The sequence below is a fragment of the Mesorhizobium sp. C268A genome (assembly GCF_040324475.1).
Taxonomy (GTDB): Bacteria; Pseudomonadota; Alphaproteobacteria; order Rhizobiales; family Rhizobiaceae; genus Mesorhizobium.
In genome coordinates this window covers 2,036,997-2,056,238 of the sequence record NZ_JAMYVX010000001.1, presented here as the reverse complement: position 1 = coordinate 2,056,238, position 19,242 = coordinate 2,036,997, and the positions used below count along the sequence as shown (strand labels likewise).

11 protein-coding genes and 1 pseudogene are annotated in these 19,242 nt (G+C 60.6%); 6 read left to right on the top strand and 6 right to left on the bottom strand.

Annotated features, from left to right (window positions below; all coding sequences use genetic code 11):
- Nucleotides 1-97 precede the first annotated feature (97 nt).
- From NKL06_RS09990 to NKL06_RS09975, 4 genes are all read right to left on the bottom strand, one after another.
- Entirely contained in the window at nucleotides 98-1,654 is a 1,557-nt protein-coding gene (locus tag NKL06_RS09990; protein ID WP_023692478.1) for an E2 ligase fold family C protein, read from the bottom strand.
- Nucleotides 1,641-2,045, bottom strand: a complete 405-nt coding sequence (locus NKL06_RS09985) for a hypothetical protein (protein WP_245267108.1) — start codon at nucleotides 2,043-2,045, stop codon at nucleotides 1,641-1,643. Before NKL06_RS09985 ends, NKL06_RS09990 begins: the two co-directional genes overlap by 14 nt.
- Nucleotides 2,046-2,143: 98 nt before the next feature.
- Nucleotides 2,144-2,761 (bottom strand): putative metal-binding protein, encoded by a 618-nt coding sequence (locus NKL06_RS09980; RefSeq protein WP_023692476.1) that lies wholly within the window; start codon nucleotides 2,759-2,761, stop codon nucleotides 2,144-2,146.
- Nucleotides 2,754-3,050, bottom strand: a complete 297-nt coding sequence (locus NKL06_RS09975) for a DUF2604 domain-containing protein (RefSeq protein WP_023672403.1) — start codon at nucleotides 3,048-3,050, stop codon at nucleotides 2,754-2,756. Before NKL06_RS09975 ends, NKL06_RS09980 begins: the two co-directional genes overlap by 8 nt.
- A gap of 436 nt (nucleotides 3,051-3,486) precedes the next feature.
- On the opposite strand from NKL06_RS09975, the pseudogene NKL06_RS09970 reads away from it, so the two are divergent.
- Nucleotides 3,487-3,857, top strand: a pseudogene (locus NKL06_RS09970) (DUF6088 family protein); the annotation flags it as partial.
- 1,332 nt (nucleotides 3,858-5,189) lie between these two features.
- Here NKL06_RS09970 and NKL06_RS09965 read toward each other — a convergent pair.
- Entirely contained in the window at nucleotides 5,190-5,678 is a 489-nt protein-coding gene (locus tag NKL06_RS09965) for a hypothetical protein (protein WP_156939143.1), read from the bottom strand.
- A complete protein-coding gene (locus NKL06_RS09960; protein WP_156939142.1) occupies nucleotides 5,675-6,961 on the bottom strand; it encodes a hypothetical protein in 1,287 nt (428 codons plus the stop codon). The genes NKL06_RS09965 and NKL06_RS09960 overlap by 4 nt, the downstream gene beginning before the upstream one ends.
- Before the next feature lie 295 nt (nucleotides 6,962-7,256).
- Here NKL06_RS09960 and NKL06_RS09955 point away from each other — a divergent pair, with 295 nt between their 5' ends.
- From NKL06_RS09955 to NKL06_RS09935, 5 genes are all read left to right on the top strand, one after another.
- Entirely contained in the window at nucleotides 7,257-8,294 is a 1,038-nt protein-coding gene (locus tag NKL06_RS09955) for an IS110 family RNA-guided transposase (RefSeq protein WP_023692467.1), read from the top strand.
- A gap of 842 nt (nucleotides 8,295-9,136) precedes the next feature.
- Nucleotides 9,137-14,239 (top strand): RecQ family ATP-dependent DNA helicase, encoded by a 5,103-nt coding sequence (locus NKL06_RS09950; RefSeq protein WP_023692465.1) that lies wholly within the window; start codon nucleotides 9,137-9,139, stop codon nucleotides 14,237-14,239.
- Nucleotides 14,240-14,705: 466 nt separating this feature from the next.
- On the top strand, nucleotides 14,706-15,536 hold the full coding sequence (locus tag NKL06_RS09945) for a hypothetical protein (RefSeq protein ID WP_156939141.1): 831 nt from the start codon (nucleotides 14,706-14,708) through the stop codon (nucleotides 15,534-15,536).
- Between the two features lie 349 nt (nucleotides 15,537-15,885).
- Nucleotides 15,886-17,703, top strand: a complete 1,818-nt coding sequence (locus NKL06_RS09940; RefSeq protein ID WP_023692463.1) for an SIR2 family protein — start codon at nucleotides 15,886-15,888, stop codon at nucleotides 17,701-17,703.
- Nucleotides 17,703-19,154, top strand: coding sequence for an argonaute/piwi family protein (locus NKL06_RS09935; protein WP_023692462.1), 1,452 nt, complete (start codon nucleotides 17,703-17,705; stop codon nucleotides 19,152-19,154). Before NKL06_RS09940 ends, NKL06_RS09935 begins: the two co-directional genes overlap by 1 nt.
- The last annotated feature ends 88 nt before the right edge of the window (nucleotides 19,155-19,242 follow it).

Genomic DNA, 19,242 nt, shown 5'->3' with positions numbered 1-19,242 from the left:
CCGCCCCGCACTCTCATCAGGCACTCGATCGTGGTCCAAAACGTCGGTGAGCGCTTGACAGCGCGCCGTCGGCGGCAACGAAGACTTCAGATCTTTCTTAGGCGGACCCGTCGCTCAGCTGTTCAACGGCACAGCCGTATTTCAGCCTGTAGGCGGCAACGAAATCCTCATCGCTGCAGATGCAGCGGCCGCTGGAATCTTTGGCTTTCGGATCATGGAGGTAAGAACCAAGGGGGCGCAGTAGATTCACGCGAGTGCTGGTCGTCGGACTCATCGGAAAACCCGCACTATGCTTGACCAGGTCTGCGGCAAGCATGATCCCGGCAAGCGCTGATTGAAAGGCCATCGGAACCACGGTTCGAAGGAGACGACTTCCATCGCTAAGCTGGAACACCAGGCCGCCGCAGATAACCTGCTGATAAAAGGAACGGAGGGGCTGGCCAACAAACGCGGCGAGCGGCTCAAACGGCACAGCCATCGCCGTAGCCACCCGAGCTACGAACTCATTGGGGACTCCGGTATTGGTCTGCAGGAGCGTTTTTACCTCCTCGTGTGCTTCCGGCATTCCGAGTTCCTCCGCGACCAGTTGGTGTTCGTCCTTGGATTTCCCGGTCGGCATGTACATGCAGCAAAGGCAAGCCTGGCCGTCATCGAAACCATGCCGCGAGATGCCTAGATCTTGCTCCTGAGTCCAGGCGTTCGCGATCCATCGGGGCAGAGCACCTTGGACAGCTAGACGGTCGGCGGCGGTGTCAAGCGCCACACCCACTCGGTCGAATACCCAGTCGCCCCGGCGCGCAACATATTCTGCCCACTTCATAGGGTGCGCCTCGACCTCAAGGGCGGTGGACCGAAGGGCGTGGGTTGCTAGGGCCGCCTTAGAGAGGCCGACCTCCGCCTGACCTGCCAACACGTAGCGCTGCAGGTTTGAGAGTTCGATAGCTTCGTGATCAACTACATGCAGGCGCCCGGACAGACCGGATTGCCTCGCCAGCGCCCAGAGCGAGCTATGGCCTATCGCGCCGAGCCCAACGAGGTGCGTTTCACCGAGGTCGACAGGGAAGTCTAAGGGGCTGGAATCGCCAGCGTTGCTCTTGTTGTAGGTGTATAAACAGAGGTCGATGTTCTCGTCCAGCTCCGCGCCGGTCAGCTGGGAAGCAAAGACGGTTCGAAAGACGTTGGCGGCGGCAAAGCAGCTTGCGGCGCCGGCTCCATAGGGCAGCAAGCTCGAGCCAGAGCCCACCGGGTCCGTACGCGACAACTTTGCCGCCCAACCCTGCGATCCCAAGAAGAACGTTGGGCACCGAAGTGTTGGGTGCACCGCGCCTGCAGCTACACAGACTGTGGCAAACTTGCCGGAACGCCGGATGCTGATTTTTGGATTGATTGACTTTGCCAAGCGTTCGAGCGCTTGGGCTTGAGAGCTCGCGGTCATATCCAGGGGGAGTATGGCCAGAACCGGATACAGTCTGGCGAGCAATCTGACCGTAAGATCAAGCGTCGCCTGGCCCTCGGCACATGAAGCGGCTTGGCTGTCGAAGGCCACAGCCACGACCTGCTGCTCGAGAGCTGCTTTGAAGTCGCCTAGATGAAAGTCGGCCAGCACCTGAGATGCTGCCGTGGCGGCACGGTCGATGAAGTTAGCGAGTGCCATTGTTCAAACCCGTTATCGTGATCATTCGCGTGAGTGCCGCGGACGGGACCTCATTCCAGTTCGCGTTCGCGTCAAGTCGATAGGCGGCGACCCGAGCAAGATCGAAAGGCTCGCGGGCGAAATTTGGCACCACCAGCGACAGACACCCAACCGTAGTAGCGACCGCGTAGGCGTCGTCGGTCGTCGAATGGTAGGCTCGACCCGGATGGCTATGGATTTGGGCGAAGAGTTTCAGGCTGCTCTTGTAGAGCCAGACATTGAGCCGGTGCAGTTCTTCGGCCGGAACTATCACGCAAACGCCGTCGCCCGTCCGAATGTGACGCTGTGCCGGGATAACAGTCTCTGTTACGGCAAAGTGCTGGTCCTGCTGAACGCCGACCCAGAGCGCCATCCCCTCATTGCCCCGGCGCCCAACTGAGCGCAGGTGCTCCGAGACACTTGAAAGACAGTCTCGGGGAAGAGCGACTGTCCTGACGTCCTTGAGCGCGGTCATTCTGGAATGGCGGGAAGGGGTGCTATCATGGCTCCCACTGATATTTGGAACTGATACTGAAGCTGCTCCACGGGAGCGGTCCCGTACTTGATGATCTTGTCCAGGACGAAGGCCAAACAGCCTTCGCCAGAACCCCGGTGGAGAAGCCATGAATCACCTGAATGGGCTGGATTGTCGTGGTATTCCCGGACGCCTGCCATGCACAGGAATGGCGTGTGTTCCGCACTGTTGGCCTGGATGAAGTCCGATAGCGACAGAGCGTTCTGCTGCATGAGGACCAAAATCATATCCGGGGGGGTTCCGGGTAGATGCGGCCGTCTCAACATCCTAAGCAGTAAATCCTTCCGGGCAATCGGCCGGCGCATAAAGGGGTCGACGAAGACCACCGACGGAGGTCGGAGGTCGTAATTGGAGAAGTCGACCTCGACAGCTGCACCGATGATCTGTGGCTTTATCTTCGGCGGTGCGAAGATGAAGAAGGCCTTCGGGAAGCTCGCCTCGATCAGGAAACAACCCTGAGCCCGGTAAATAGCTGCTTGCGTTTGGAACCAGCCGATCTGCCGATCGAACTTCGCTCGGGAGACCTCCGGGTCCACAGTTTGGAGTTCAGGCACCTGCGACGCCCGCCTTCAGGCTGAGGAACAGGGTCACAGTGGTCGCGAAACCGAAATCGCCAACTTTTTTGTCGACGTCGAGCAAGGTGCCGGCCTCGTCCTTGAATTCCCAATTCTCGGCCGGTTGGGCGACGTTCTGCGTGTTTTCAAGCGCTTTGGTGCGGACGACGTGAAGCGGCTGGTTGGGATTGGCTTCGACCTGTGTGGGCTGGCCGTTCACCACCACCGTGATCTCGATCTTCCCGGGGCCGCCGCCGTGATTTTCGCCCTTGCCCGAATCCTTCGACATTGTCCTACTCCTGTGGCTTACCAACGGGCCCCAAGCCGCCAGTGCAGACCTGCTGGTGAGCGGGCTGGCGGTCCTCAATCGTCCACTCGGCGCCACGGACCGCGAGTACGCGAAAGACAAGGGATAACATCGAATCGATGCTGTCTCCTTTTATGGGGACTTGTGGGGCAAGTAAACGGCCGAAACTGCTCTTCACAACTATAATCGATTAGAGCATTGGCTAAATACCGGCCCCCACCTATTCATGAACACGCCGCAGCTTGCTCATTCCACTGGCCGCGTGCAACTCGGGCACTTGGTGATTCAGTTGGCAACATGCAAAATGGACCCCTGCCGCCAGTATCCAACGTGGAAGTCGGCAATACCCCCGCAAGTTGTCCCTGCTCCTTTGGAATAACGCGCCTGGGGTTGGGCCCGCTCTCGCGACGTCGCCTAGGCGCTCGCTCGCGAGATCGGCTCGCGGGTGCAGATCGCGGGCACTCGCGCTGCGAACGTGCTTGGCCTCTGCACCCAAGTTCCGGCCAGGAGCACTTACCTGACCGATGGCCCTTCCCGCCGCGTTGTGCTCGGCAAGCGGGTTGTGGATCTGCGTCACGCCTCCCCGAAGCATCTGATCGCCCCGGCCAGCGCCGCTGGCAGCGTCGTGCAGGCTCTGCGCCACCTGGGTCCAATGCGTGCGCATGACGTCGCGCAGGTGGCCGCGCGCCAGCTATCGGTGAGCGACAAGAAAGCACTTGTCGCTGGCGCCACTCGGGCACCCGCATGGATGCGGCCACGCTCGTCGCCATCGCCAAAAACGCAAGTGGGTGCCCCTGGGTGAATAAGGTTGCCCTCTTGCCCGCACACGAACGCTCCGCGCTGTTCGGCGAAACGGGCGCGACCCGCGGCGTTGCCAATACGATCGTAGAGAAGGACTTCTGGGTCTGCGGGACTTTGAGACGACTCTTCGAGGTGCCAAAGGAGGACGTCCACCTTGCTCTTCAAAGGCGGAACGTCCTTATCCAAAGCTTACCGGCGCGATCCGCAGATTCTCCGAGGACATAGATCCGTGGTTCGACCGCGCTCTGTGGTTTGACCGCGCCGAGCTCGGCTGTACCCTTCCCATCTTCGGTGTCGAGCAGCATCGCTATATCGCGAGAGATATTGCGGCGTCGGCGCGACAACACGGTCACTGTGGAATCCGGATTCTCGAAGAAATCTGGAAAATCTTCCGCCGCATAGGAACGGGTCGTCTTGTGTCGGTAGGGCCACGGGCGCTGAACTCGAGCTTAACCCGCGGAGTGGTGTTGGCCATGCCTTCGTAATCTTCCGCGGCCGGCGCGGTCGGATAATGAAAGTTGATCGTGTGTAGATCGCCTGCGTCGATCTTAAGGGACCATTCGCCCTTCGTCGGCTCGCCGAGATCGGTTCGGCGGACATTATGGGAAAGATAACCGCCCTCCATGCCGAGGCACACAGGCCCGAGGAAACTGTCCGCCGATTGCTGCGCGCAGCGCCGGCAGCAGCTTCTCTGCGACGTGCATTTTGACATCGCGGACGAGCTCCTCGACAAGCCTGCCGGCCTGTTCTGCTGATCCCGTCCCGCTCGGGATCACGATCGCCGATAGGACTTTGAGCTGCTCGAACAGGTAGCCAAGCACAAGGCGGTCTTTTTCCGCTCTAGCTGGGCGAGCTACGATACAGGGGGCCCGGGACGCTTCAGCTCGTGCCTATGCGACTGCGGACCCTGCGCTCCGACCACCGTGGCATGCCGCCGATGATGTTCGATGAAAAGCCACTGTCGTTCGACAAAGTCGTTTCGCGTCTCCGGGAATTTCAAGAAACCATCAATGCCTCGTCGCCCGTTCTGCAGAAGCCGGACGAGTAATTCAAGTCTGAGCAGCGTACGGCCGAATACAGGGCCCGTTGTTCCAATCGCGGCAATCGGCCGGCACTGGCGGTGGCGTTATCGCGACAGGAACAGTTCTCGATCTTTTTACTTCGCCAACCACTGCTTTGCGCCCAATTTTGGTCGTAGAAGCCTTCTCACGCCGTTCCTGAAACCGGCCATTCAAATGTTCCGCTCTCCTCCGGCCTGACCGGCGAAATGCGTCAAAAGATGTTCGACGACGCGCGGTGTAGCATCGACGTCTGCCATGCTCAGTCCTCGGCGATGAGCGCCAGTGCCTTTGCAAAGGTAGCATCAAGGGAGGTCAGCGCCTCGATCGCTCCGTCATATACGCTGTCGAGTGTCGCCCCCCAGCCGCCTGCTGCGCTACGAGTATCGATGCCAAAGCGGGCGAGCGCCTCCTCGATGCCGGCGTCGATCTCCTGCTTGCGGTGACCCTTGAGCTGCCTGAGATCGGAGATGGCGAAGAGCCGTGTGAGAGGTTGAGCCGGATTTGTGCCCTCCCGGTGATATCGGTTGACGATCTCCGGTCCTGCCCTCGTCAGACTTAGGCCGCCGGCGTTGGCGACATGCGTTAGGCAGGCAAGGCGGTCGAGTAACTTCAATCCCCGGAAGCTATCGATGTTGTCCTCGGGAGCCCCAATGGCGCGGACCATCGGGCGGAGATGTCGTTCCGCAAGTGATTCGATCGCGAGCTTGTCTAGGTCCAGGCAACGGTCCAGGAACGCATCGCGGCTCATGTCCATCGGCACATGGCGGGTGACTGGCTCGACGAAGAGACCGTTCCACCAGCCGTTGTAGTTGATAATTCGCGATCCAGGCAGACGAACTCGGCGCCCGGGCGCTCCGTCAGCTTGAGCGCGGAGGTGAGCGCCGAAAGGTGCTCGCCTATCGCAACTAAGGCGTGGACAAGCTCGCTCGTCCGGATGGCGATGTTGCGCGCGTTGGCTCCTGCACCTTGCAGGTCTGGGCCAGGGACGATGGCGTGCGCGTGCCAGTGGCGGATCACTCGGTCGGGCGTGCCCTCGTAGAGCTTCTTGAGCTCCGCCCTAATCACGTCGCGACCCACGCGCTGACAATATCCCATGCTCCACTGCCCGCCGAACGCGACGCTGCCGCTTTCCGGATAGACTTGAAAGCCCGCGCGGCCTTCGTAAGCGGCCAGCACAGTGGCTCTGACGTAGACACAGTTGTGAAGGCGAAGTTTCCGCGCGACGTCATGCGTCACATGTTCCGCGATGCCCGGCCATGCCAGTCCCACATTGTCCAGATCGTCGGCGGTGATCGGCATGGCGCCGGGTCCCGCGATGACGCGGGCGCCCCAGACTTGGGCGGTGTAGCTGCTGTCGCGGTTCATGGAGATGTCGAACTCGCGGTCAAGCAGACGCTCGGCCTGACGGTCCTGACCGCCAAGAACCCCTTGGATCGCACTGTCGCGGACGGCGGAACGGCATTCGTAGAACACGTGCACGAGGTGCATCCCGCGCAGGGTGAGGTAATCCTGTAGGCGTGAGCGCGACACCCGCGCACGGGCGCGTGACACCTTGAGGTTCTCGTAGACCGAAGGCGGATCGATGATCGCAACGTCGAACTCGGGAGCTGCGGGATCGTCCCAGCGGATGGTGCCGTCGCCGAGTGCCCGAGGTACCAGTCCATAGGTCATAGCAAACCTTGGATCGAGCATCATCGCTGTTCGGTTCGCGTTGACCCATCCGAGGACCAGCGGCTCGCATTCGATCCGGCGGTCGTCCAGGTAAGCCGAGATGTGGAAGCGCGGGTTTACCGCACCGGCCATCCGCGGGCCGGGCCGACCGGTTGACTGGACCTCGTGGTTGAATGCCCGCAGATTTCCATCCAGCGAAGCCAGATCCTCCGGGGAGACCAGCGCGGACCAGAGAATCCTCTGGCCGGGATGCATCGGATCGTCGTAGCCCGCCATCTCGGCGACCGTGACCAACTCCTCGCCCCACGGATCTTCGTTTGCGAGGTCGCTCATCATGTCAGGCCACCAGTCTGCTTCCATCGACCGTCATCCTCTTAAGCTCGTGGTTATGCTGCCGTCCGATATCCGGTGAACCGAAGCGTGGGGTTTACTCCCGTACTACATGACCCTCAAGCTTCGCAGGCTCCACCACCGACGGAAAAGCGACCGGGCGGCTAAGGCCCCAAACTGCTAGTCGGCAACGCGCCCAATCTCGGCCGCTACGTTCGCACTAACCATCTCCTGAAAGCAGATGAGGTGGATGGCTCCCGCTCCCGGCATCTGAGTGCCACAGTGGGTTTGCTGTCAGGCAACCCGAGCAAAGGAGCCATCCGCCATGCAGATTACCACCGTGGGCCTTGATCTGGCCAAGCGGATTTTTCAGGTTCATGCCGTCGACGCGTCTGGAGACGTTGTTGTGCGCAAGACACTGCGCCGATCGCAAGTTCTGCCGTTCTTCACCAAGTTGCCACCCTGCCTGATCGGCATGGAGGCGTGCGGCACATCGCATCATTGGGCTCGAGAATTGACGGAGCTCGGCCATGAAGTCCGCCTGATGCCACCGTCCTACGTGAAGCCCTATGTGAAGCGCGGAAAGAATGATGCGGTGGACGCGGAAGCGATTTGCGAAGCGGTGACACGCCCGACCATGCGTTTCGTCGTGATGAAGTCAGCCGAGCAGCAAGCGGCCCTATCGCTTCACCGCACCCGCAATCTTCTGGTCAAGCAGCGTACGCAACTGGTGAATATGATCCGCGGCCTGTTGGCCGAGTTCGGCATCGATATTCCCGAAGGTTTGGAGCGAGCGCTTAAGCTGGCGCGCCAGATAGCCGCGAAGAAATCCACATTGGACGTACCGGCAATGGCACTGCAGATTCTGTGTCTCCTGTGCGAGCAGGTGCTCGACACCCATGCCCGGCTCCAGACCATCGACCGGTCGATCCTTGCCCAGCAAAGAACGAATGAAGTGGCACGGCGTCTATCGACCATACCTGGCATTGGCCCGATCGGTGCCACTGCGTTGGCGGCCTCGGTTGCTGATCCGAGTCAGTTCCGCTCGGGTCGAGAGTTTGCCGCCTGGCTCGGGCTGACACCTTCGCAAAACTCGAGCGGCGGAAAGGACCGTCTCGGGCACATCACCAAGATGGGCGACCGGTACCTGAGAAAGCTCCTTGTGATCGGCGCGACCTCTCTGATCCGACGGGCAAGGCATAAGCCCGATGCTGCGGATCCGCGCCTCCTCGCGTTGCTCGCCAGGAAGCCAGCGCGCGTGGCGAGCGTAGCGATGGCAAACAAGATGGCCCGCGTGGTGTGGGCTATCATGGCGCGCGGCGAAACCTATCAAGCGCGTCATGCTCCGAACCTTGCGGCGTAAGTTGCGCAGAAGACGAGACACTGAAGCAGAAATCAGATCGAGCCGATCAATCGGCTCCATGAGGTTGTAAGAGCAGATCGAGCCGATCAATCGGCTCCATGAGGTTGTAAGAGCGACGCGATGTGATGGCGAGACCGGTCAGGCCGGGAACAGGGACAACCCATGCGATGTCGGAGGCATCATAGCCTGCAAAGCAGATTGGGACCTTGTTCGCCGACCCCATCAAGGCCAGCAGCTTCGAACGGCTGCATGAACAGGCCGGACAGAAGACTGCACCCGACCAATGCGCCAGAACAACGAATTACCTCTTGCAATACGGGAGCCATCCACAGAGGACATCGCTATTAGAGAGGCTGCAGGCAGCTGTGCTCTTCAAGTCGGTCAGTAGTCGCTCTGCTGTCATTGCCCCAAAAGCTGCCATTGTCGGAAACTTTGGTGCGCTTGGGCTGGAGCACTAGATTCTCGGGCAGCGAGCTCGCGCGACTTTCTCATCCCTTCAGTCGCAGCGAGCAATTTCAAATCGAAAGCCTTCAGCGTCTTCAACCCTTCGCGGCACCTCTAGGCATCAAAGCGCCACGTGCTATAGCTCCCAGATTGCGGCATTTGGCAGATATAGCTTCTCGAATGGTGTCGCTGCGCGATGAACTCAGGCGCACATTGCCCTCTGCGAGGCATAATCAGGATTAGTCGATAACCTCCGTAGTTACGGTGTCGCGTGTAGAACTGAGCTGGATAGGTGGCTGTCGGCCAACGTTTTTGTGGCTCAAGTTGAACGTTGACCTTTCATCGAGCGCGCGACCATGATCGCTGACCGTTTCATCCCGTGGGTACAGCGTTGCAGTATGACTGAGCTTTTCCAACCCTTTCTGCAGCGTTGCGTTTCGGTCGATCTGGAAGTGGATCCTGCAACCGCCACCATCTTCGCTTTTGCGGCGGTGCGCGATGACGCTCGTCCCCCAATCCTGGCAAAGAAACGCGATCTCATGGCGGCCCTTGACCGTCTGGGAGCAGAATCAGCCGAAGCCGAGCATCTGCTGGGCCACAACATCATTCGACATGACTTGCCTCATCTGGTCGCGGTGCGGCCTGGGCTGGCGAACATTTTTCGATCGCCGATCGACACCCTATGGCTCAATCCGCTCGCATTTCCGCGCAATCCCTACCACCACCTGGTCAAGCACTACCATGACGGGCGCCTGCAAGCTGGCCACGTCAACGATCCAGAAATGGATGCGCGACTGGTGTTTCAGGTGCTGCGTAATCAACTGGCGGCTTTGACGCAGCAGAATGCCGACCAGCCCGATGCCGTGGCAGCCTTTCATTTCCTTACCACCAGAATGGAAAACCCTGGCGGGTTCGACGCAGTGTTCCAGGAGGTTCGGGGAGCTCTTGCGCCGGGTCCCCTTGCGGCGAGAGAAGCGATTTCCCGGCTGCTGGCGGGGCGTGCCTGCGAGAGGCGGGTCGAGCAGACGCTGAGCCGCCTTTCGAGCCCGCAGCTCGGATGGCCCATGGCCTATGCCTTGTCCTGGATCTTGGTCGCGGGCGGGGATTCCGTCATGCCGCCCTGGGTGCGGGCGCAATTCCGCGAGGCTGCACTGATCGTGCGGCACCTGCGCGATACCAATTGCGAAAGCCCGGATTGCGCCTGGTGCAGCGAGAAAAACGACCCGGTACGCGCGCTGTCGCGCTGGTTCGGGTTCAATGCCTTCCGCGCGCAGCCGGTGGACGATATGGACCGCCCCCTGCAGGAGCGAATCGTCGATGAGGCGATGCGCGGGGCGAGCGTCCTCGGGATTCTGCCGACCGGCACCGGCAAATCGGTCTGCTACCAGATTCCCGCCCTGTCGAAGTTCGACAAGACCGGAGCGCTGACCGTGGTGATCTCGCCGCTGGTTGCGCTGATGGCGGATCAGGTACAGGGCATGGCGCGTGCAGGAATTTCCTCGGCCGTCACCGTCAATGGAATGCTCTCGATGCCCGAGCGGCAGGATGCGCTGGATCGTGTGCGCATGGGAGAGGCGGCGATGCTTCTGATCTCGCCCGAGCAATTGCGCAGCAATTCGGTCCGGTCGGTTCTGGCGCAGCGTGAGATCGGGCTCTGGGTGCTGGACGAGGCGCATTGCGTGTCGAAATGGGGCCACGATTTCCGGCCCGACTACCGGTATGTCAGCCGCTTCATCAAGGAATCCTCGGGCGATGAAGCGCCAGCTCCGGTACTCTGCCTGACAGCCACCGCCAAGCCCGAAGTCGTGCGCGACATCCGCGACCATTTCCAGTCACGTCTTGAGCGCGAACTGATGCTGCTGGACGGCGGCGCGGCTCGCACCAATCTTAGCTTCGAGGTCCGGCCCACGCAGCGCGGCACCAAGCTGGCCGATATCCTCGATGTGATCGAGGCCAAACTGCCACAAGACGGCGCTTCGGGTGCTGTGGTCTACTGCGCCACCCGCAGCGAGACGCAGCGCGTCGCCGATTTCCTCAAACAACAGGGGCTGCCGGCGGAACGGTTCCACGCCGGGCTGACGCCCGAGGAAAAGCGCGACATCCAGGAGCGATTCCGGGTCGGCGATCTGCGGATCATTGCCGCGACCAACGCCTTTGGCATGGGCATCGACAAGCCCGATATCCGGCTGGTGGTGCATGGCGACATTCCCGGATCATTGGAGAATTACCTTCAGGAGGCCGGGCGAGCTGGCCGCGACCGCGCCCATGCCAATTGTATCCTGCTGTTCGCCGCCGACGATGTCGAGCGGCAGTTCTCGCTTTCGGCCCGCTCGCGCTTGGCCCGGCACGAAATCGGCGCCATCCTCAAGGCGCTGCGGCGGCTGGACGACCGGATGAAGAAGACCGGCACCGTGGTCGCCACCTCGGGCGAAGTCGTGCGAGCCGAACGCGATCAGGAGTTCGAGCGCGACAGCGCCACCGACGACACGAGGGTGAAAACCGCCGTCTCCTGGCTGGAAGAGGCCACGCTGCTGAGTCGTGAGGAGAACCGGGTTCAGGTCTTCCCCTCATCGCTCAGGATCCGCAGCCTGGAAGAAGTCGAGGCGATCCTGGCCAGGGCCGCGATCACAGGCACCCGCCGAAAACAGCTTCTGGATATCACCCGCCACCTTATGAACGCGCCCTCCGATCAGGGCATTTCCACCGATGAGCTGGCCGGGATTAGCGGGTTGACGGGAGCTATGCTGATCAAGGCAATGGCCGATCTCGAGGCGCTCGGGGTCGCCCGCAATGAAGTGGTGGTCACGGTCTTTGTTCATTTCGCCGTCGAGGGTCATTCGCAGCAGCGGTTCGCGCAGGCGGCACAGCTTGAGACCGCGCTGATCGCCCTGATGCGCGAAGCCGCCCCTGATGCCGACGATGCAGGGGGCGTTCCCCTGCATCTGGCCGAGACCTGCCAGGCGCTGCGCAATCAGGGGCATAGCGCAGTTCGCCCCGACATCGTGGAAAAGCTGCTGCGCAGCATGGGCCGAGACGGGCGCGATCAGGACGGCGGCAAGAGCAACCTGCGGCTCCGCAAAGCCTCGCGCAACACATTGATGGTGACGCTGCAACGGTCCTGGCAGGCGCTGAAACAAACGGCAAGCCTGCGGCAGCAGGGTGCCGAGCTGGTGCTGGCGCATCTTCTGGGCAAGCTGCCGAAGGGCAGCCGCGGCAAGGACATTCAGGTCGAAACCACGATGGGCGATCTCCTCGCCGCCCTAACCGGAGACGCCTTGCTTCGCAGCAGCGGCATTCAGGACATGACGAAGCTGATGGACCGCGCACTTCTGTGGCTGCACGAGCAGGAGGTGGTCACGCTGGGCAAAGGGCTCACGGTGTTCCGGCAGGCGATGACGGTGCATCTCAACCCCTCGGGCGGCCAGTTCACCGTGAAGGATTTTGTGCCTCTCGAAGAACACTACGCCGAGCAGACCATCCAGACCCATGTGATGGCGGCCTATGCCGAAAGGGGCCTTGCCGCGATGGATCAGGCGGTGCGGCTGTCCGAGGACTACTTCGTGCTGGAGCGTGACGCCTTCCTGCGCCGCTGGATGCCGGGAAAGGACGTCGAGCTCCGGCGCCAGACAACAGGGGCCTCGTGGAAGGCCATCGTCGAGTCGCTGGACAATCCGGTGCAACAGAAGATCGTCTCGGATCATCGTGAAGAGACCAGCGTGTTGGTCCTGGCAGGACCGGGTTCGGGCAAGACGCGCGTCCTTGTGCACCGCATCGCCTACCTGATCCGTGTCCGCCGCGAGGATCCACGTGGCATCCTCGTGCTGACCTACAACCGTCATGCCGCCGCCGAGATACGCATCCGGCTGCGGCATCTGATCGGCGATGAAGCGAATGCGGTGACCATTTCCACATGCCATGCCCTCGCGATGCGACTGGTGGGAGCCAGCTTTGCCGGAGCAGCGGGCGAGACGTCGCACGACTTCGACGGGATCGTTTTGGAAGCAGTCCGCCAACTGAATGGCGAAGGACTCAGCAAGCCCGAGGCCGAGGCGCAACGCGAAACGCTGATCCAGGGGTATCGTTGGATTCTGGTGGACGAGTATCAGGACATCGGCCCTGAGGAATACGCGTTAATCTCCGCCGTTGCAGGCCGCTCGCTGGACGATAAGGAGCTTCGGCTCAGTCTGTTTGCGGTGGGCGATGACGATCAAAACATCTACGCCTTCGCCGGGGCGTCCATCCGCTTCATCCGCCAGTTCGAGGCCCACTACAGTGCCCGACCGGAGTTCCTGATCGAGAACTACCGCTCGACCGGACATATCATTGCGGCCGCCAACGCGGTCATTGCGCCAGCCGCCGCCCGTATGAAAGCCGGTCAGGACATTGCCATCGATCGCAAGCGCAGCAGGACGCCGCCCGGCGGAGAGATGGCGGCGCTCGATCCGGTTGCCCGCGGGCGGGTGCAGGTGCTGGAGTGCCCATCCAGCGATGTGGCGCAGGCGATGGCCGCAGTTGATGAACTCGTCCGGCTATCGCGCCTTGATCCGGAGTGGAGCTGGTCGCGTGCGGCGATCATCGCACGCGACTGGCGGCGGCTGGCTCCGGTGCGGGCCTATGCTGAAACGCTTGGCATTCCGGTGGAGATGGCAAACGAGAGCCTGCCCAGCATCTGGCGTCTGCGCGAGATGCAGCAATTCATCGACGCCCTGCGCCGCTATACCAACCGTCTGCTGGCCATCCGTGATTTGGTCGATGTGTTGAACGCGATATCGTCCAACCGTTGGACGGACCTGATCGCCGAAGGCATCGCCGCGCTGGCGAAAGAGCTTGCGAACAAGACCATGACCGTGCCGGACCTTGTCGAGTGGTTCGCTGAATGGGCCAATGATGCCCGCAGCGATCAGCGCACGCTGCTGCTGCTGACGGCGCATCGATCCAAAGGTCTGGAGTTCGATGATGTCGTCATCCTCAATGGCGGGTGGGACAGGCCCTCCAAAGGCGAGGACCCCGATGCGCCGCGCCGCCTGTTTTATGTCGCCGTGACCCGAGCGCGACGCAGCCTCGCCATCATTGCCGACGGGAACCATCCATTCGTCCCGCAGGGCGCAGAGTATGTGCTGCGCCGAGCCGCGCCAACCGTCACCGATGCTGTCGCTCTTCCGACTGCGCTATACCAGGTGCCGAACCTGAAGACCGTGGACCTGTCATGGGCGGGGCGTCTCAGGACGGGTCACCTCTCACTTGCCGCGATCTCGGCGGCCAAGGCAGGAGATCGGATTCAGATCGTGCGCGAAGGCCCCACCTGGATGATACAGGATGCTCAGGGACAAGCCCTCGGACGCATGGCCAAAAGCTGGTCGCCTCCCGAAGGCCTCAGCTTCCTCGGCGGCGAAGTCGGCGCCATCGTGCGCTGGCGCAAATCCGACAATCAGGAAGAGTTCCGGCCCCACCTTCACCGAGATGTCTGGGAAGCGGTTGTCCCGGAGCTCGTATTCGGCTGATGGTGTACCCGCAGGCTCGGCGGGTCGACTTTGACAGCTTCGCTCAGTATTTGACATTGTGCGGTGTGGTGTTATCGAAGCAATGCTCATGGAAAAAGCGCCAAAATGTCTTGTTTGAGCCAGTTTGAGACCTTGGCGTTTTCAGCCTGAAAGCCTGCTTCGCGCACCGTAACGCTGGAAGCGGTCAATCTGCTGTCGGCCCCAAATTCTCGTCGAGTAGCAGCCAGACGGGAACGCGCCTCAAGTAAGCCATCTGGCCAGCGCGGCGCGAGTCCGATAGCAGTCGTTTCAGATTGCGCGCGAACAGCGCAATTGGCGGTAGGTTGTCGTCGATTGCAGGTCGCCGTCCGACGTCGTCTAGCCCCGAGGCTTCGCGAGACGGAAAACGTGAGCAATTGTCGTCAGGTTGGATTTGACAGAGGAATGGGGCATTCTCTTATGAGTAGGGACCCAGGGGATTCGCAGATTGTTGCTTGGAAAAATTGCACGGCGGCGGGGAAACAACGATAAATCGCATTTAGGCTGGCTAAACCCCTATACGGGAATAATTAGTACTTTTTGTGCCGTGGTTGTCTGCTTTGTAAGCATTTATAACATCTATCTCACGACTCGCCAATCCGAAATTGCGGAACGCGCTCTCAATTTGTCGAATCGCAATACAGAGATGGCAAATCTTTTGGTATCACTTCGCAGGACTTGTCAATCCATCACCAAGATTCGCTCTGATTTTTTTGGTAACACCAATTTTTACTACAAAGCAAATTTTAACATGCGAGAGCCACAAAAGCCGGACGACGGGGAAAAGCTTAAGATGACATTTGTGGAAGCTTCCAAATATCCAGACCCGAGCACGCAACAAGTTTTGAAAGACGGAAAGGAATTTCTGGAGCTTTCTCAGGATACGCTTAGCCGTTTTCAGGTAGTGGAACTTTACCTTACAGACAAGGAGGCAGCCGAAGAGAAAAATAGTAACCTCCGATATGCGTTTGAAGAGCTGGTTGACGTTGCCGATATGGTGACCAATGAGGAGGTCAGCACTCACGACCTAATCGGGAATTTGATAGTCGCGTCATCAATGTGCAGGCTTTTGCCGGAAAAGCTTTCGCCTTGGTTTCGAAATTCTGAAGCCAACAGACTCGGATATATTTTTACCGAAAGTGACGTCAGGTTCGAATGGATCAAAGAACCGGAAGATTTTGGATTGACCCGTCAATCTTGGGGCCTAAGCCTTGAAGACCGGACTGAGAACGAAGGCACGATGCGTCAACGAATCCTAAATCCTCCGTCTGAGTTCTGAAGTGAAAACGGCGACAGCCCTGTCATCAGAATGATGGATTCGCTCACCCTTTTTCGCAGTGAAGCAATTACCGTCACACCATAGGTCTTCTATTCGGTTAAGCTCTGAGTTAGCCCGATCTATGCGTGACTTGCCGAGCATTGGACACAGGTTCTGACCGCCCAGCTACTTCGCACGGGGTCTGGCCTGGAACGTCACTGTGTAAATTGGCCGAATTGACTTTACAGAAGTCCGCCGTCCCCAGATATGATCATCTTTCGATTTCGATTGAGGGAACAACATCATTAATCCTATCCCGACGATATCCGCCGCTCAGTTCGCAACCACCTTCGATCTCAGGCCAAATCTGATGGCATGGTTCCTTGGCGCCGGCGCATCGGCCGCCTCCGGCATTCCGACCGGCTATGCAATGATCCGGGACTTCAAGACGCAGATCTTCTGCCGCGAGACCAACCTATCTAAACGGGAGATTGACACGGCGGATCCGATCTGGATCGAGAGGATCGACGCCTTCTTCCGGCAAACATCTCTTCTGCCGCCTGACGGCGACCCGACGGAATATGCCAAGGCCTTCGAAGCGGTATATCCGCAGCCCCGGCATCGCCGGCAATATATCGACGACGCGATCTCCAAGGGCACGCCCTCCTTTGGGCACAAAGTGCTTGGGAGCCTGATGGCGGCTCGCAAAGTCGACTGCGTCTTCACGACGAACTTCGATCCGCTGATCGAGGAGTCGGCACTTTCGGCAAACGCGATCCTGCCCGTCTCCGACCAGAACCGACCGACAGTAGCGGCGATCGATTCCGCCGGTCGGGCCATGCGCTGCCTCAAAGAGTCGGACTGGCCGTTGGTCGCGAAGCTTCATGGCGATTATCAGTCGATCGCGATCAAGAATACGGGATCGGAGTTGGAGGAGCAGGACGCCCAAATGCGCCATGTGCTGGTGGAAGCCGGTAAGCGGTTTGGAATGGCCTTTGTAGGCTATAGCGGTCGCGACGCCTCGATCATGGAGGCTCTGACCGCCGTTCTCGATTCGCCGTCGCCATTTCCCAACGGGCTGTATTGGCTCACCTCGTCAGCCTCGCGCCTGCTGCCCGCGGTCACTGAATTTCTGAGCCGGGCCCGGTTGGCCGGCGTGGACGTAGCTGTCGTCGAGTGCGCGACCTTCGACGAACTTGCTGCCAACATCATCAAGACGACTGATCTGCCCCAGGCGCTCTTCGATCGGGTGATGGAGGGGCGTCCGACACCACGCCTAGTGCCGGTACAACTGCCAACCGCCGAAGCCCGAGCCTTTCCCGTCCTGCGCTATTCCTCCTTTCTGGTCGAAAGGATGCCGAGTACGGCGCGGCGCATGAGACTGGCGCAATCCACGACCTCTCCCGCCGTCCGAGAGTTTCTGAAGGCGAACAACGTTCGGGCGACAGTTGCGGCGCACGGCCGGGAACTGGCCGTCTTCGGCAGGGATCGGGATATCCTAGACGCGCTAGCACCACTCGGTGCGACGCTCGATGGCGAGGTCGAACTGGATCCGGTCGCCGATAGCTGGGCGATGGGCCTCCTTTACGACGCCTTGGTCAGGGGCCTGGCACGACGCCTGCCGCTCATTCCGCGTTACAAGCGTGCCGGACATTCCCTCGTTATTACCCCACCTCGCGAAGGAGACGATCTGGAACGAGCCCGTCGGCACGCAAACGCACTGTCGAACCTTCGGAGCGCGTACAAGAGCGATTTGACCGGCACCGTCCCAGGCCTCGGATTTCCATTTCAGGAAGGCGTGTTCCTGAAGCTGGACATGGTCGACGGGCGCTGGTGGTGCGGCTTCGAGCCCTACACCTTTGTGAATATCCCACGGCCCGAGGAGGCCCAGAGTGGGGATTCGGGGCATGAGGAATTCTCCAATGCGGATCCAATGGACATGCGTCCTGACCGCAGCCGCGACCCTGCGGGCGACTGGCGCCGGGAACGCTGGGCGCAGCGCTATAACAAGAACTGGGCGAGCATCATCGCTGCATGGGCTCAGCTTCTCACCAACGCCAGCGGCGGGATGAAGCGGGCATTCGGGCTGGAGGACGGCGCCGGGATCGATGCCGTGTTCCAGGTGTCCCCGGTAACCGGCTGGAGCCGGCCAGGCCATCACCACGTCTATTTCGACAGGACCACGTAATGAACGCTCCTGCCTCGTTGACAAAACTTCCGCCGTTCACGCTGCTGGACGAGCCGGACCTGTCCTTCTCGCCTTCGGATGCTACCCAGGTCGACGTCCATCCGCTCCGGGGGCTTGCGAATTTCGGGCCCTATTCGAAGGGGACGTTCGGCAGCTTCACCTCCCGGATAAGGATCGCGACCGTGGGCCCGCAGAGCGCCTTTAAGCGACGAGGCGAGTTGATGCTGTTGCTGCGCAACGTGCATCGCCCGACTGACAGGTCGGAATATGTTCCGCAATATCCGGGCTTTGAGCGGCTCTTCCATGTGGCACTAGAGTCAGCCCCACGCGACGCCCACATCAAATGGCCCGAGCATCTGCATGAGCTGCCCGGTGAGGGCGATCCGCAAGCCCGGCTCTACCTTGCGATGGAGGCGGCGCTCCGGCGGCTCGACATGGTTCGCAACGCGTTCGATGTCGTGTTGGTCCACTTCCCCGACAGTTGGAACCCGGCCACCCGCAGCAAATCCTTCGACGCGCATGATGCACTCAAGGCGCTGGGCGCCAGATACAATATCCCGACCCAGGTGCTGAACGATCGGGCCTTCACCTTCACCCATAAAGCGTCGCTCGCATGGCGGCTGGCGACCGCCCTCTATGTAAAGGCCGCCGGCACGCCTTGGAAGCTAGCACCTCTGAATGGCGTGCCGGCCGATACTGCCTATATCGGGCTGGCCTATGCGCTACGCGGCGACCAGCGGGACGCGCATTATGTAACGTGCTGTTCGCAGGTGTTCGACATGGACGGCGGCGGCATGCAGTTCGTGGCATTCGAAGCCCAGGACCCCGTCGCTGACGTTGCCGAGGCGCGCAGAAATCCGTTCCTGAGCCGCGACGACATGCGCGCCGTTCTTGCACGCAGCCTAGAGCTCTACCAGGGACGCAATGGCGGCAACTTGCCTAAGCGAATGGTCATCCACAAGACCACAGCCTTCAAGGACGGCGAGATTGAAGGGGCCTTCGATGCGCTAGCTGGCGTCCCAGAAATCGAGTGCGTCGAGGTCAGTTCGGCGTCGTGCTGGCGCGGCGTCTGGCTGATCGAGTCGGGCGTGACAAGGCCCCCTACCAAGCCGTCAGGCTATCCGGTGCCGCGGGGAACGATGGTGGTGCGGTCCGGCAATTCTGCGCTGGTCTGGGTCGCGGGCAACGCGCCCGACGTCTCGACCAAGGGCGATTATTATCAAGGCAAGAAGAGCATCCCAAGGCCGTTGCAGTTAATCCGACATGCCGGCAGGGGCCCGCTCGAACTGATTGCTCACGAAGCGCTGGCGTTGACCAAGATGGATTGGAACAACGACGCGCTCTACGATCCGGTGCCGGTTAGCATCCGCTACTCACAAAGACTAGCGCGCACGATCGCGAATGTCCCGGACCTGCCGCGGAACGTCTATCCCTATCGCCTGTTTATGTGAGTTTCTTTCGCGCCCGCTGCCGCCAAGTTCACCTGATAGGATCGGCCCTTTGCCGTTGTGCGAATCGCAGCCAGTTCAGCACATCCGC